We start from the raw sequence: 14,689 nt of genomic DNA on the forward strand, positions 1-14,689 counted from the left end.
TCTTTTTACCTAATCTAGGAATACGCTTTGCATGTTTAACTTTGCCAATTTTTATCAACTGATCGCTCAAGATACCCGTCTTCAACCTTGGCTAAACGTTTTGCCACAGCAGTTGACGGACTGGCAAAATGCAGAGCATGGCGACTTTGACCGCTGGGTTCGTGCGTTAAATAAAATCCCCTCGGGTACACCTGAGCTGATCGAGCTCAAACAGTCAGTCACTCTCTCAAATAGCACACCGCTGACGTTCGGCGAACAGAAGAAATTAGAAAGTTTGCTTAAAACTTTTCATCCTTGGCGCAAAGGCCCCTATCACTTACACGGTATCCATATCGACACTGAGTGGCGATCCGATTGGAAATGGGACCGCGTATTGCCCCACATTTCACCGCTGAAAGACCGTTCCGTGCTGGATGTCGGCTGTGGTAATGGTTATCACATGTGGCGTATGCTTGGCGAAGGTGCTCGCCTGTGTGTGGGTATCGACCCTTCGCACCTGTTTTTAGTGCAGTTTGAAGCGGTGCGTAAACTATTGGGTGATGACCAACGTGCTCATCTTCTGCCACTAGGCATTGAACAGTTACCCGAATTGAACGCCTTTGATACCGTATTTAGCATGGGTGTCCTATACCATCGCCGCTCACCGCTAGATCATCTGATCCAATTGAAAAATCAGTTGGTCACAGGGGGCGAATTGATTCTTGAGACGCTGGTGATTGAAGGCGATGAAAATGCGGTGTTGGTCCCTGTCGACCGCTACGCACAAATGCGTAACGTCTATTTTTTCCCTTCCGCCAAAGCGCTCAAAGTGTGGCTTGAGAAATGTGGTTTTGGTGACGTGCGTATCGTTGATGAAAGCGTCACCTCTGTTGATGAACAACGGACCACTCAATGGATGACGCACAACTCATTGCCCGACTATCTTGACCCAAACAACCCAAGCAAAACCGTAGAAGGGTATCCCGCACCACGACGCGCTATTTTGGTAGCAAAAAAACTATAATTGACACAGTTTTAACGCTTGGCTATGCGTATAATACTACCCTTGTCAAAGGATGCCGTACGCATCCTTTTTTATCAGCTAAATTTTGTTAGCTAAACTTCGGTTTATCCGTATTCATTCATTACAAACACATAAGGTCGCAAATGTTTAAGTCTGTAGCCCCCGTCATTGCCATTGCCTTACTGTCAGGTTGCACTCTAACCAATGGTGAACAATACCACCAAGCTACCCTCGCAGCGATTCAAACTGCCGAATCAAACCTCAGCAACACAATGACCAACCTTGAGCTTCAGCTAAGTAACCAGAATGATTACATTGAAAGCCTTGAAAACCAAATATCAAAGCTCGATCGAAAACTGACCAAACTTAAGCAGACCACGACCAATACACAACAAAAACGTGTAGAAGCAACCAGTAATGATGATGTGATAATTCCAGTCGCTACAACCTCTATTCAAAAATCACGCTATGACGTCATTTTAGGTGAAGTCGAAAAAGTTACGATTGATTCGATCAAACAAACCTTTGATGCTCGAGTTGATACAGGCGCCGCCACCTCTTCGCTCAATGCGATTGATATTGAAGAGTTTGAACGTAATGGGAAAAACTGGGTGCGCTTTCATCTTTCCGATGGAGATAGAGCAACAGACGAAAGTAACTGGATTGAATCACCCATTATTCGCTACGTTAAAATTCGCCAATCGACCAACGATGAGATGGAACGCAGAGCCGTTGTTGAGCTGTGGGTAAAATTAGGCAGTATTCACGAAAAAGCACAGTTCACCTTGGCTGATCGCTCTCAAATGAGCCATCCTATTCTTCTAGGTCGCGAGTTTATTCGTGATATCGCGTTAGTCGATGTCAGTCGCAAGTACATCCAAACCGAAACTAAATAGTAGCAAGGACATTTATGACGTCACGAGTTCCATTTTATCTATCCGTTTTATTGCTGATAGTGGCAGGAATCACACTGAGTGTAGTTCGCCACCAAACTTACGGGGTGCCATGGACACCTGGAGAAACTCGCCAAATTTGGGATATTGAAGCACGCGTCGAATTCAATGCGTTAGCTAAAGAAGCCAAAGTCTCTTTAGCCGCACCTCATACTCAAGATGGGTATACCTTAATCAATGAATCGTCATCGTCGCCGGGTTATGGCGTCGCTTACGTTACGACTGACACAGGCAAACGTGTTGAATGGTCAATCCGCAAAGCAACTGGCCCACAAACTATTTACTATAAAAGCCAATTTTTAGTTGATCCCCAAGCGAAAGCGACACCTATCCCTCCGGTAGGCGATGTGGTTCAACCGACCTTTAACGGTCCAGAAGAAGCCGCAGCTATCGCATTAATTGAGCGAGCGAACCAACGCTCGGCGGATAACATCACTTTTACCCGTGAACTGATTAAAAATCTCAATGACAACGACAGCCAAAACGCCTCTTTACTACTCAATAAAATGAGCAAAGTAGACGCCACGCAAAAACTGCTGTCATACTCTCAAATTCCCAATAAAGTCGTTGGTGTTATTCAGCTCGAAGATGGTCGCCGCCGTCAAACGATTCAACACATGAACGAAATATGGAATGGCGATCAGTGGGTGCTTTTTAACCCTGAAACGGGCACGCAGCCCAACCACCCTAACATACTGGTTTGGGATGAATCCAACGTTTCACTGCTGGATGTCACGGGTGGACAAAATAGCCAAGTTCACTTCACTATGCTGTCTCAAGATGTTTCACCTCAAACGGCAACCAATAATAAAATTGAGGCCGACAAACTCTTAAACTTCTCTATTCACAGCTTACCGCTTGAAGAGCAAGCGATGTTCAAGACCATCATGTTGATCCCTATCGGCGCATTAATTGTGGTGTTCTTACGCGTTATTATTGGGCTAAAAACCTCAGGTACTTTCATGCCGGTACTGATCGCCGTAGCCTTTGTTCAAACTCAATTACTGACTGGTATCGTGGGCTTTCTGCTTATCGTCGGAACGGGTTTAATCATTCGTAGCTATTTATCGAAATTAAACCTGCTGCTGGTGGCACGAATATCGGCGGTGATCATCACTGTAATACTCATTATCTCTGTCTTCACGGTTGTTGCCTTTAAGATCGGCCTCACCGAAGGGTTATCTATTACTTTCTTCCCGATGATCATTCTCTCTTGGACCATCGAACGTATGTCGATTCTGTGGGAAGAAGAAGGGGCGAAAGAGGTTATCTTACAAGGTGGCGGCTCACTGTTTACCTCCGTATTGATCTACTTAGGTATGACTAACTCTTATGTGCAACACCTAACCTTTAATTTTATTGGCTTACAGCTGATCGTATTGGCTGCCATTCTGCTATTAGGAACCTATACGGGATACCGTTTAACTGAACTTCGTCGCTTTAAACCGTTAGCCGAGGAGTAACGATGTTTTCATTATCCGAATACACTTCTCCATTTAAGCTGCGCCGTAAAGGTATTATGGGCATGAACAAGCGTAACCATAGCTACATTGGTCGCTATAACGATCGCTCAAAATACCCATTGGTTGATGATAAGTTACAAACCAAATTGATTGCGCAGCGTGCGGGTTGTACTGTGCCAAAACTGATTGGTGTGATCAGTAACCAAGCGAATGTAAAATCAATTCATGCCATGGTCAAAGAGTGGCCGGGCTTTGTGATAAAGCCTGCACGCGGAAGCGGTGGTAAAGGCATTTTAGTGATTATGTCGCACAAGGATGGTGTGTACACTAAACCTTCTGGTGCGACCATCAACCAGCAAGATGTTGAGCGCCATATTAGTAATGCCTTGGCCGGACTATTTTCACTAGGCGGTAAAAATGATGTGGCTGTGGTTGAAAACCTGATTAAATTTGACGATTGTTTCGAAGGCTTTAGCTATGAAGGTGTGCCTGATGTACGCATTATTGTCTTCAAGGGCTACCCCGTCATGGCGATGATGCGCCTCTCGACTTCGGCTTCTGATGGTAAAGCCAACTTACACCAAGGTGCTGTTGGCGTAGGTCTTGATATTGCCACAGGAAAAGCAGTACGAGCCGTGCAGTTTAATTTACCCATCACTGAGCACCCAGATACCGGCAAAGATCTCTCAACGTTGCAAGTACCACATTGGAAAAAGCTACTCACCTTAGCCTCTAGTGCTTGGGAAATGACCGGCCTTGGTTATATGGGAACCGACATGGTACTGGATAAAGAAGAAGGCCCGATGGTACTTGAGCTTAACGCTCGCCCTGGGCTTGCTATCCAGATAGCCAATGGCGCAGGGCTGCTGCCACGTTTGCAGCATATCGAAAGTTTAGGATCGCAACTTATCTATCCTAGCCCAGAAGAACGTGTGGCTTATGCCGCTAAGCAATTCGGCTCTGATGAGTTAAGCGAGTAACTCTCACCAAATTTAATCACTAAAAAGCCCAATCTCTATCAGGAGTATTGGGCTTTTTTTATTAGCGATGGAGGCGATGCTTACAGCATTTCGGCCATCTGCTGTGCTTCTGATTTTGGTTTTTCAGTTTGACCAAAACCTCGCAGACCGACCACATGAACGTGTTCGTGATCTTTAAACACTTTGCGCACCAATTTATAAGTCGTGCCTTTCTCAGGGCTAATGTTCTCTGGCGCAGCAATTAAAAGTTGCATATCCAGACGCTCGCACAGTTCAAACAAGGTTGAAATGGATTTGGCATCCAAACGCGCCGCTTCATCTAAAAACAGTAAACGGCATGGAACGATGTCTTTACTGCGTAGACGACGAGATTCCTCTTCCCAACTTTGAATTACCATCAATAAAATAGACTGCCCAGTACCAATCGCTTCACCAGTCGATAACGCGCCCGATTCCGCTTGCAACCAGCCATCGGATCCGCGATTTACTTCAACACTCAACTCTAAGTAGTTACGGTAATCCAATAGCTCTTCACCCAATACTTGCGGTGAACGCTGCCCCATATCGATATGCGGGTTAACACGCTGGAACAGTTTCGCCATCGCTTCGGAGAAGGTATAACGAGTACTCTCAAACAGATCTTTATGCTGACTCTGTTTTTCAGATAATCCCGCGAGTAGGATTTCATGGCTCTCGCGTACTTTCACGTTAAGGCGAACGCCTTTCACTTGACCAAAGTTAATGTTAGACAAACCTTGGTTGAGCATCCGAATACGATTTTGCTCACGTTGAATGGTCTTTTTGATGATGCTGGCCACCGATTCAGAGCTGATCGCTAAACGGTTTTCACGTTGAGTCAACTCTTCAGTTAAACGCGCAAGCTCCACTTCCATCTCTTCAATCGCTTCAACAGGATCATCAGTGCGAATGATGTCTTGGCGAATACGCTCACGCAGATGTTGATACACGGCGATGTAGAACAAGACTTTGCGTTCTGGATGTGCGTTATCTTCCGACAAACGCAGTGCATCGCGTAGGTCGTCATTGTTTGCCACCGCTAAACGCAGCGCGCCCAACGATTTATCCGACATGGAACGCAGTTCATCGGCCGATAGATACGCTAGCTCACGTTTATGTAAGCGGCGCTCAACATCGTGATCACGCGCCAAACGTAATACAGAGCACCACCCTGCTTTTGCATTCACCACAAATGTGCGCAGATCTTGATAATCTTTCTGCACCTTTTTCAACCGTTTAACTAATGCTTTCATTTCAAGATCAGTTGCGGTCAGTGTACGTTCATACTCGCTCTTACGGGTACGTGAGGCATGCAGACGCTGTTGCAATTCATCACGACGACGTTCAGCACGCTCTTGCGCACCTTCATCGGCATGCACACCAAACTCTTGTAGCTCCTGCTTGAACTCTTGAACCGTTTCCAACTTAGCTTGATGTGAGCTTTTTAAGGCCGCTAACACTTGGTTATATTGGTTCATTTGGCTTTGAGCCTGTTTGAGCTCATCACGAGTACGGGTACGGGCGCTTTCTGCCTCAACCAATTTGTTTTTGAGCTGCTCACTTAGCTCGCTGCTTTTACTGAGCAGATCAACCGAATCGGAATAGCTAAAATAGTGGCGGCGTTCAATCACGTCTGAGAGTGCAAAGATCTGCACTTTCAATGTCTGAAGAGCTTGATCCGCTTGCTGATATTGTGCGGTGAGTGCATCAAATTGCTGCGGGTCAACCTCAAGCGCTGAAGCCAGCTGCTCTAACTCCGCGATGGCTTTACCGTGCGAGCTTAAAAACGCTTTCGCTTCCGCCAGTTGATTAATGTTCAGCTCAGCTTCATCGAAACGTGCTTGCAATGCCTCATCTTCAATGAGCAACATGTTAGGAGCCAGCTTATCGAGCATCGTTAACGCGTGTTTGCTTAGCTGTAACTGGCTGCGCTGCTGCTGCTCTTTTGCGTCCAATTCAGCCAATACACGGACCAGTTGATTGCGTTGCTCACGCGCCGCTTGCAACGCTTGTTCTGGATCGGCTTCAAAAGCAACTTGGATGTGTGAAGCAACAAATTGGTTAAAGCTGTGGTATAGACGTTGCAGTTTTTGTGAATCAAACGCCGCTTTTGCGTGCTCTTCCACCACTTCTTCGCGCTCGTTACGCAGTAACTCTAAACGTTGTTCGCGCGCGGCGCGGCCAAAGAGTGGGATCTCAGGTAAACGAGAATAACGCATTTGGCGGTTATTGAGCTGAACACATACCGCACCTTCCAATTCGTCAGCATTGAACGAGCTATCATCAAAGGCATCGACATCCCCTTCAATGATGTACAGATCTTCTGGGCAGTCATCAAGCTCGACCAGCTTCTCTTTGATGCCAGATAAATCCGAAACCACAATCGCATGGCGAGCTGGGCCGTACATGGCACTGAAATAAGGTGCATCGTCAATCGTGATGTCATCGTAAATTTCAGACAGTAAAACGCCGCCTAAGCTATCTGCTAATCCTTTCAAGCGAGGATCATTTGAACCACCAGGAGACGCCAAGCGCTCGATTTCATTTTCAAGCTGCGCGCGACGTTCTGCCAGCTTATCTTTAGCGATTGATTGTGCTTTTTCTTGCTCAAGCACTTGCTGCATCTGCGCCATCACAGCTTGGCTATTTTCTAATGTTGCACCACTTTGTTCGCGTAAAGTATGCAATGCATCGTTGGCAGCAATCCAAGTCGGAGCGATCGATTCCAGTCGTTGAATTTCAGCCTGTTTATCTTGCTCGGTACGGCGCTGCTCACTGCGCTGTTCACGCAGCGCTTCTTGTTCATATTCCAGCGATTCAATCAGAGCGGCGTGGCGCTCGCGCTCTTGCTCTAGTGTTAGCTCATCGTGCAAGTCAATATGGTGTTGCTTTTGGTATTCAGCCACGGACTGACGCGCCACTTGCTGCTGATTTAAACGACGTTCCAGATCTCGCTGCTGCGCATACCACTGCGCTTCATTTTGGCTAATTTGCTGGGCGTTACGCGCTTGCTGCATGATGGCTTTTGCATGCTGAGCGGCATCGTGACGAGGCACCTCACCCACCACACTGCGCACCAGTTTCAGTGCCTGCTCAAACTGTTCGACTGCGGCCGAAGACATGTCCAATTTATGCTTTAACGCTAATAAGGTGGTGGTGTTAGCGTCTTGCTGATGCTTGAGATCAGAAACCTGCGCTTGGGCACGCTCTGGTGTTAACTGCTCATCATTTAGCAACTGTTTGGCTTTATCGAGCGCCTGCACGGCTTGTTGATATTGCAAGGCTCGCGTTTGTTGAACATCTAATGCTTGTTGGTAATCGGCCAGTTGACTCTTTAAGCTATCGACCTCATCTTCAGAGATAATCGCTTGCTCTTCAGCCATCATGACGCGCTCTTGCGCCTCTTCTACCACCATCATCTGCTCTTCAAGGCGAATAGTGAGCTCTTGCAAATCCTCTTGATAGCGTTCAATTTTCTCTTGCTGACGCAGTGCGTTTTGCACCAGTTGCAAATGATCAGAAGCGGCTTGATAATCTTGCTCTAAGGTAGATTCTTGCTCTAACAGCAGTTCAAGCTCTTCTTGAACTTGATTGAGTAATCGATTTTGCTCAATCAATGTATGGCGGGAGCCAAACAACTCATTACGCAACGCGAGCGTTTGCTCTAGCTTATTGTGGCGATCGTTGGCGTGACGCATGTAATCCGCGGCCACGTAATTTGTCGATTCGGTAATCAGGTGCTTGAAGAGATCGCGATCCGCTTGCGTGGTTTTGATCGCTTCTAATGTCATGCGGTTTTCACGTAACGCCGATTCCATATCTTGGAATGCTTTCTTCACACCACCATTTTGTGGCAACAGATAATCACGCAACGAGCGAGTAATGGCACTGGAAATACCGCCGTATAAAGAAGCCTCAATCAAGCGATAGAATTTTGAGCGGTCACTACTGTTACGCAATTTTTTCGGCACCACGCCAAATTCAAACATCTGCGCGTGATAATCAACAATGGAGCTAAACGCTTTAAAATGCGCCCCTTCAATTTTCGCGACAATCTCTTTCACTTCATTGAGTTGACGCACGCGCGCGTGGTTGTCTGAGACGTTTTCAATCAGTACATCGGTTGGTTTGACATGGCTTGGCAAGCCTTGAATCACAAACGGTTTGATATCCACTTTCTTATCACGCCCCGCCACCTGTTGTAGCTTAACGCCAAACAGTAAACGCTGTTTGCGTGAATTCACTACATCCAACGCGGCGTAGCATGCGCCCGCTTGCAGTTTACCGTATAAGCCTTTATCGCGAGACGCTTGTGAGCTGCCCGCTTCGGTGGTGTTTCTAAAATGGAGCAAACTTTGATCTGGGATCAAGGTGGTGATAAATGCCGCCATGGTGGTCGATTTGCCCGCACCGTTACCGCCCGATAAGGTGGTAACTAATCCATCAATATCAAAAGTACGAGCAAAAAAGCCGTTCCAATTGATCATGGTTAGCGATTGATATTTACCTCTCTCAATCATGCTTCACCTTCCCATTCTGTTTGCTCGTTAACATTTTGTTCTTCAATCCCGTCTTCGTTATCCAGCAAGCTGCCTTGATTCGGTTCTTGGGCGTGGACAACCGCTTCACCATCGCGGATCAAACGCAGTTGCGCTTCACGCATGTCGTCACCAATACGCACATCGGCACCAAAACGAAATACGGCTTCGCTAATGCGGAATTTATTGGTATCACCTAAATGGATGATCATCCCCAAACGACGTAAACGACGCAATGAGGTACGCACTTTTTCAAACAGCTTTTCTTTGTCTAAGTCTGAACCGCTGGCTCGGTTGGTGACGAGCTTCATCAGTTTTTTTTCATCGGCCAGAGACAGTAGCTCTTCGTACAATTCTTGATTAGTAAAGATGCCTTCGTGCGCAAGGCGTTCAGGACTCAAATACAGAAAACAGAGCACTTTGCCGACCAGCATATCCAACTCAGACAGCACGCTACGATTGATTAAAGCAGTAGAGCGAGGACGCAGGTAAAAAAAGCCTTCCGCCGCTTTGACTAATTCGGTGTTATAGCGTTGGTAAAACAGCGCTAAATCGGGCTCAAAATCCAATAAAAAGGTGTGATTATCCAAATCATCACTAGCAACATGACGCCCAGCTCGCAGCTGGCTATCTAGCGCAGGAAATAAAGGATTTGAAATTGCTTTAGCCAGATTTTCTGGCATGTATTCATTAATATCTGTCGATGACATTTGCTTGTACCTTTGCACCAAAATCGTTGATCGCTTGCCAGTCAGGTTGGATGGCTTGGTAATCTTGCTCTGAGTAGCCAAGCCTCACCGCTTGATCAACAATAATTCGCGCTAAATCAAAATGATGTGTATGGGGATGAGTGGCGAGGTAATCTCTCAGTACTCGTCCTAAATCAATTGGCATCCCTTGATCTTTATGACCTTTGAGCATGCTGCCGATACGCAAGGAGAGCTCATCATTGACTTGCTGGAACTCTTCGTACTCCACTTCTGGAGGCACTTGCCCCATCACCTCATCATCTCTTAAGACGAGAGCTTCATCACGCAGGTCGGTTAAACGCTCAGCATCGGCATAAGTGAGGTACCAAGGCGCGTCAAAATAGTCGCTGAGCGATTGACGTAAACGCTGGCTAAACGCTCGGTTTTGGTCCATATCAATGGCGGTACGAATGAATTTATGGACATGGCGGTCGTAGCCAATCCAGAGATCGATCGCCTGTTGTCCCCAACTGGTGATGCGATCAAGTTTCATCTGTAATCCAAACAGGATTTCTTCAATGAATTCGAGTTCAGTTTCGCCATAAACCAATTCTTGGATATCCAAAATTTGCGTTTGCAGCTCATCCCCCGCCGCTTGTAAAGTGTCTTGCAGTTCACGCAGCGTTGAAGAGGTTTCAGACAATAACGATTCACAGTTGTTGATCGCTTCACGCCAATCTTTATTCAGCAGCTCAGCAATTTGCAGTTTGACCGATTGCTGCTGCTCATCCATCACACGTTGGTTTAAATCGATACGATCAAAAATTTCCCCTACCGAGTATTTTAATACGCCGTAGACGTTCTTTTTCCAATGCCCTGGGGTACCGCCTTTATTCGCGGCTTCAATCGCCTTGGCCATTTCATCGGCAACCATAGAAAGCTGAATTGAGAGCTTCAGCTTGGAAAACTCTCTATGACGGACGTAATAGTCCGTAATACCAATAGCCAACGGTGACAAACGGTAAATACTAACGCCATCAGTCATCTCGCTGGTGAAGCGGCTCATTAAGCGCTGTTTTACCAACTCATTGATCGCATTATTGGCACGAAACGCGGAGGCTTCACCGGTTTCTTCAAATAAGCGAGTTACGATGGCAAACGCATCGTGTAACTCACCTTCACCTAATTCTTCATCAAACCTTTCGTTACTCAATACTGCAATGGCAATAAGGAACGCCAGTCGTTCTGTCGTCAGGTTCAATGAGAAATCATGCTGTTTTACCCAGCTAACCAATTCATCAATAGGTTGCTGTGCAGCGTTCTGAGTCATCTCACTCATTGTTATTCCTGCTCTATTTTCTTTTTCGCCCATACATGAATGTATCGACCTAGCGAGAGGTACGGCTCTTGTCTACATAATTGTTGTTCGAGTGCCAGTACATCTTCATATTGGTAGTCACCCATATTTTTCACATTCCCAATATAGTCACTGAATGATCGGATGCCCGATTTTCCACAAATCTCAAATCCTGATTCTTCGATCCATTGATACACTTCTTCAGGTTTTAGCCCTTGCTGAGGCTGGAGCTTAAACCGCTTGCGATGCGGCATGCCCTCCAATACATGGGGAATGTTGCCACAGACAACGTTTTTGTACACCAAGCCATGATGGTTATAGAACATGATTGATGCCATACCACCTGGCCTAACTTGCTCTAACAAATTCTGCAATGCGGGTTTTGGCTCGGCTAACCATTCCATCACCGCGTGAAACAACAACACATCGACTGGCGCACTAAGGTGCGATTGGATGGATTGCACGGGGGAATGTACCAACCGATACTGCTCAAGCAGACCATTTTTGCAGATCTCTTGTTCCGCAAGTTGAAGCATTTCAGAGGATAAATCACACAGCGTGATTTGGTGTCCAAGCTTGGCTATTTTTTGTGACATTTGTGCCAAACCGCCGCCAGCATCAAGCACTTGCAAAGGTTTTGGGTGGTTGCTCAACAAAGCGAGCAGTTGCTCAAGATCTTGCCAAACAATGACTTGACGAATTTCACCTTTGTCAGAGCCGTATATGTTTTTTGCAAATTTGTGGGCAATATCGTCGAAATTCCGGTCTTCAGTCACAGTGGCTTGAGTTATGATAGCGAATCGTGCTGCTATTCTGTCATAGGAATGGCAGGAATAAAGAGGCTTTGTTCCTTTTTATTATCAAGTGGTGGTTTTTCGGACTATTTTGTATATGTTTGAGCTGAAAAAAGTTATTTCCTCATTATTAATGCCTCTTCCGGCGATGCTAATCCTCGGTTTTGTCGGATTAATGCTCATAATGTTCACCGTCAGACGTAAGACTGGCTGTATGTTTGTCCTCTTCTCTTTAGTGGGGATATTTCTTATCTCTTTCCAACCCTTCGCAACACGCATGCTAATGCCTTTGGAAAGACAATACTCGGCTTTTCTCCCCGTTGATGGCAGCATCGATTATGTGATGGTTTTAGGCAGCGGTCACGTAGTGGATGACCAAATCCCCCCGACCTCTGAACTCAGCCGCACTGCGTTGGTACGCTTAAACGAAGGCATCCGCGTCATGCGTATGTACCCCGGCTCAAAGTTGATTTTATCTGGCTACTCCGGCGGCTCTGAATTTAGCCATGCACGTATGTTGGCCGTCATGGCATTGGCGCTTGGAGTGAGTAAATCTGATATTATATTGCTCGAAACAGCCAAAGATACTTGGGAAGAAGCGCGACAAGCGGCCGCATTTGTCCAGCAGCGCCGGCTGGTTTTGGTAACATCGGCCAGTCATATGGAAAGAGCATTGAAGGAGTTTCATTCAGCAGGTATTGACCCAATACCTGCGCCAACCAATTTCTTAGCGCAAACCAATATTGCACAAGCTTGGGAAAAATACGCTCCTCGAGCGCGTTATTTAGAACAAACTGAGCGTTACTGGTATGAGACGTTAGGCTTATTATGGCAAGGCTTGCGTGATTGGGCCTCCGGGCATGGTGATACAGAGTTAGACATCAATAGCAATTAGCTATTAGCTATTAGCTATTATATTCAACCCAAAACGGAGCCACTTATGTGCTCCGTTTTTCTTAGTAATCGCGGCTAGAAAAAATCATGGGAATAAAAAAGCACGGCCCAACGCCAATTTTACACACGCGACCACTCAGCTAATCACCAGCGAACATATAACCTTCACCGTGCACAGTCACAAAGATTTGCGGATTCTTAGGATCAAACTCCATCTTCGCCCTCATGCGTCGAATCAGTACATCAATCGTTCGATCGTTAGGTGCATCCACACGATGGCTGATCATATTTAAAATACGCTCACGGCTAAGGACTTGATTCGGATATGACGACAAGGCAACTAAGAGCTCATATTCCGCTTTGGTCAGTTTTACGGGTTCACCATTACGGCTCAGCGCACGGCGCTGAATATCAAAGGTCCACTCGCTAAAGCGCACTAAATTCGCATTGTGAGATACACAGCTCTCTTCACTCAGTTTGTTTTTTACTGCCGAGATCCGCCACAGCAAGTTTTTCACTCTCACCAGTAACTCGCGCAATTCAAAAGGTTTAGTCACGTAATCATCGGCCCCCATTTCAAGACCAACAATTTTATCGATACTGTCCGTACGTCCTGTCACTAGGATGATGCCAATATCAGACTGGCTGCGTAGCTCACGCGTTAACATTAAACCGTCTTCACCGGGTAAATTAATGTCTAGCATAATCAAATCTATATCGTTGCTTTTCAACGCTTCTCTCATCTGAGTACCGCTTTCCGCTTGTGTTACTGTATAACCTTCATTTTGAAAGTATCCAGTCAGCTTGCTGCTGGTAACTGCGTCATCTTCAACGACTAATACGTGATAGCTCATTTACACCACTTTACTCTATAGAAAGGTTCAAACCTCGGCTCGAGATTCTGTACAAAGTCATTCTATTCATAAATAGTCATAATTCTAGTCGTACAACTTTTAAAATTAAGAAAGATGAGAGTTTATTGATTCAAAACAACCTTCCGGACATCCATTAACTTAATGAAAAAATCACTCATATTTTTTCATTTTCTTAGTGACTGCTATTCATTTTTATTAGTTACACTTACAGCAGTTACTTTTAAAAAACGATTTTCGCAAAACCACACCCTTGGAGAGCCAGTACTATGCAAGACATAAAAGCTTTTAATGAACAGCGTGCCGAGATTTATTGGTGGCTTTCGAGCTTATTTGTGAAAGAACTTTCGGAACATGAATTAGGGCAATACCATACGTCCGCTATTCGTACATTTCTTTCAGGGTTGGCTGAAAATACGACACTTAAACCTGCTATTGATAAATTAGTTGATGCACTAAACCGATTGCAAGACAAAGAAGACGCACAGCTTGAGCTCGCAGCCGATTTCTGTGATCTTTTTTTAAAATCCAATAAGGAGTCCGCGCTGCCCTATGCCTCAATTTACATTGGAAAATCAGGGTTGCTCAATGACGAACCAGCCAGAGCAATGTCGGATTTGATGGCAGCCCATCACATTACAGTCAACGATGCACTCAACGAACCCGCCGACCACATTGCGATTGAACTGGATTTCTTAGGTAACTTGGTCATTCGCTCCAATGAACTTGAGCAAGAAGCACACTTTGAACAAGCCTTTACGCAGCAGTGTGATTTTATTGAACAACATTTGCTCTCTTGGATCCCACAATTCCATCTTCGTTGCCAACAAATTGATCAATTTGGTTTTTATGGTGCCGCAAGCGAATTGTTAGTCGCATTTCTTCACTTAGACCGCGATTATTTATCAAACCAATGAGATAACCTGGTTAATATCTATTACTAAATCGGTCAGTTGTGACTGTTGACCGATTTATTCGGTGGATTTTTCGTTGCTTGATCGACATTTGCGGACTAGAATCTTGGCCGCAAACGATAAAAAAATGAATTGAAGATGCAACCGCTGTCTAGAGGCGGTTTTTGTGTTTTTACTACTTTTAGGCTTCAATATGACACTGATAGGCCTAATA

General features: G+C 45.6%; 10 protein-coding genes and 2 pseudogenes. 7 read left to right on the forward strand and 5 right to left on the reverse strand.

The genetic code is table 11. The features are described 5' to 3' along the window. The first annotated feature begins 31 nt into the window (after positions 1 to 31). The 5 genes and pseudogenes from cmoB (at position 32) to CCZ37_RS07510 (ending at position 4,399) form a co-directional block, all read left to right on the forward strand. Positions 32 to 1,003, forward strand: coding sequence for a tRNA 5-methoxyuridine(34)/uridine 5-oxyacetic acid(34) synthase CmoB (gene cmoB / locus CCZ37_RS07495; RefSeq protein ID WP_094500200.1), 972 nt, complete (start codon positions 32 to 34; stop codon positions 1,001 to 1,003). 143 nt (positions 1,004 to 1,146) lie between these two features. Continuing rightward, a pseudogene (locus CCZ37_RS19720) lies at positions 1,147 to 1,351 on the forward strand (ATP-dependent Zn protease); the annotation flags it as partial. Between the two features lie 122 nt (positions 1,352 to 1,473). Further along, positions 1,474 to 1,899, forward strand: a pseudogene (locus tag CCZ37_RS19725) (ATP-dependent zinc protease family protein); the annotation flags it as partial. A gap of 14 nt (positions 1,900 to 1,913) precedes the next feature. Continuing rightward, positions 1,914 to 3,419 carry an inactive transglutaminase family protein gene (locus CCZ37_RS07505; protein ID WP_010319463.1) on the forward strand — a complete coding sequence of 502 codons (1,506 nt, stop codon included), beginning with the start codon at positions 1,914 to 1,916 and terminating at the stop codon, positions 3,417 to 3,419. Positions 3,420 to 3,421: 2 nt separating this feature from the next. Next, positions 3,422 to 4,399 (forward strand): alpha-L-glutamate ligase-like protein, encoded by a 978-nt coding sequence (locus CCZ37_RS07510; protein ID WP_094500202.1) that lies wholly within the window; start codon positions 3,422 to 3,424, stop codon positions 4,397 to 4,399. 80 nt (positions 4,400 to 4,479) lie between these two features. Here the strand turns inward: CCZ37_RS07510 and mukB are convergent, their stop codons facing one another. The 4 genes from mukB to cmoM are packed head-to-tail and all read right to left on the reverse strand — an operon-like array spanning position 4,480 to position 11,777. Then, entirely contained in the window at positions 4,480 to 8,937 is a 4,458-nt protein-coding gene (gene mukB / locus CCZ37_RS07515; RefSeq protein WP_094500203.1) for a chromosome partition protein MukB, read from the reverse strand. Then, entirely contained in the window at positions 8,934 to 9,665 is a 732-nt protein-coding gene (gene mukE, locus CCZ37_RS07520; protein ID WP_167372396.1) for a chromosome partition protein MukE, read from the reverse strand. Before mukE ends, mukB begins: the two co-directional genes overlap by 4 nt. Continuing rightward, positions 9,646 to 10,983, reverse strand: a complete 1,338-nt coding sequence (mukF, locus tag CCZ37_RS07525; protein ID WP_010319459.1) for a chromosome partition protein MukF — start codon at positions 10,981 to 10,983, stop codon at positions 9,646 to 9,648. The genes mukE and mukF overlap by 20 nt, the downstream gene beginning before the upstream one ends. Before the next feature lie 2 nt (positions 10,984 to 10,985). After that, a complete protein-coding gene (gene cmoM / locus CCZ37_RS07530) occupies positions 10,986 to 11,777 on the reverse strand; it encodes a tRNA uridine 5-oxyacetic acid(34) methyltransferase CmoM (protein WP_094144912.1) in 792 nt (263 codons plus the stop codon). 115 nt (positions 11,778 to 11,892) lie between these two features. Between cmoM and elyC the strand changes: the two genes are divergently transcribed. Then, positions 11,893 to 12,690, forward strand: a complete 798-nt coding sequence (elyC, locus tag CCZ37_RS07535; protein WP_033197426.1) for an envelope biogenesis factor ElyC — start codon at positions 11,893 to 11,895, stop codon at positions 12,688 to 12,690. 139 nt (positions 12,691 to 12,829) lie between these two features. Here elyC and torR read toward each other — a convergent pair whose 3' ends face one another. Next, the gene (gene torR / locus CCZ37_RS07540; protein WP_010319455.1) at positions 12,830 to 13,543 is read right to left on the reverse strand and encodes a two-component system response regulator TorR; all 714 of its coding nucleotides are present in this window, start codon (positions 13,541 to 13,543) and stop codon (positions 12,830 to 12,832) included. Positions 13,544 to 13,830: 287 nt separating this feature from the next. On the opposite strand from torR, the gene torD reads away from it, so the two are divergent. Continuing rightward, the gene (torD, locus tag CCZ37_RS07545; protein WP_094500205.1) at positions 13,831 to 14,478 is read left to right on the forward strand and encodes a molecular chaperone TorD; all 648 of its coding nucleotides are present in this window, start codon (positions 13,831 to 13,833) and stop codon (positions 14,476 to 14,478) included. The last annotated feature ends 211 nt before the right edge of the window (positions 14,479 to 14,689 follow it).

The sequence above is a fragment of the Vibrio qinghaiensis genome (assembly GCF_002257545.1).
Lineage (GTDB): Bacteria > Pseudomonadota > Gammaproteobacteria > Enterobacterales > Vibrionaceae > Vibrio > Vibrio ordalii.

Bases quoted from the DNA above. Each gene is read 5' to 3' on its own strand.
- elyC (WP_033197426.1), top strand. From the start codon at position 11,893: ATGTTTGAGCTGAAAAAAGTTATTTCCTCATTATTAATGCCTCTTCCG.
- mukB (WP_094500203.1), bottom strand. From the start codon at position 8,937: ATGATTGAGAGAGGTAAATATCAATCGCTAACCATGATCAATTGGAAC.
- CCZ37_RS07510 (WP_094500202.1), top strand. From the start codon at position 3,422: ATGTTTTCATTATCCGAATACACTTCTCCATTTAAGCTGCGCCGTAAA.
- mukF (WP_010319459.1), bottom strand. From the start codon at position 10,983: ATGAGTGAGATGACTCAGAACGCTGCACAGCAACCTATTGATGAATTG.
- CCZ37_RS07505 (WP_010319463.1), top strand. From the start codon at position 1,914: ATGACGTCACGAGTTCCATTTTATCTATCCGTTTTATTGCTGATAGTG.
- cmoB (WP_094500200.1), top strand. From the start codon at position 32: ATGTTTAACTTTGCCAATTTTTATCAACTGATCGCTCAAGATACCCGT.
- torD (WP_094500205.1), top strand. From the start codon at position 13,831: ATGCAAGACATAAAAGCTTTTAATGAACAGCGTGCCGAGATTTATTGG.
- torR (WP_010319455.1), bottom strand. From the start codon at position 13,543: ATGAGCTATCACGTATTAGTCGTTGAAGATGACGCAGTTACCAGCAGC.
- mukE (WP_167372396.1), bottom strand. From the start codon at position 9,665: ATGTCATCGACAGATATTAATGAATACATGCCAGAAAATCTGGCTAAA.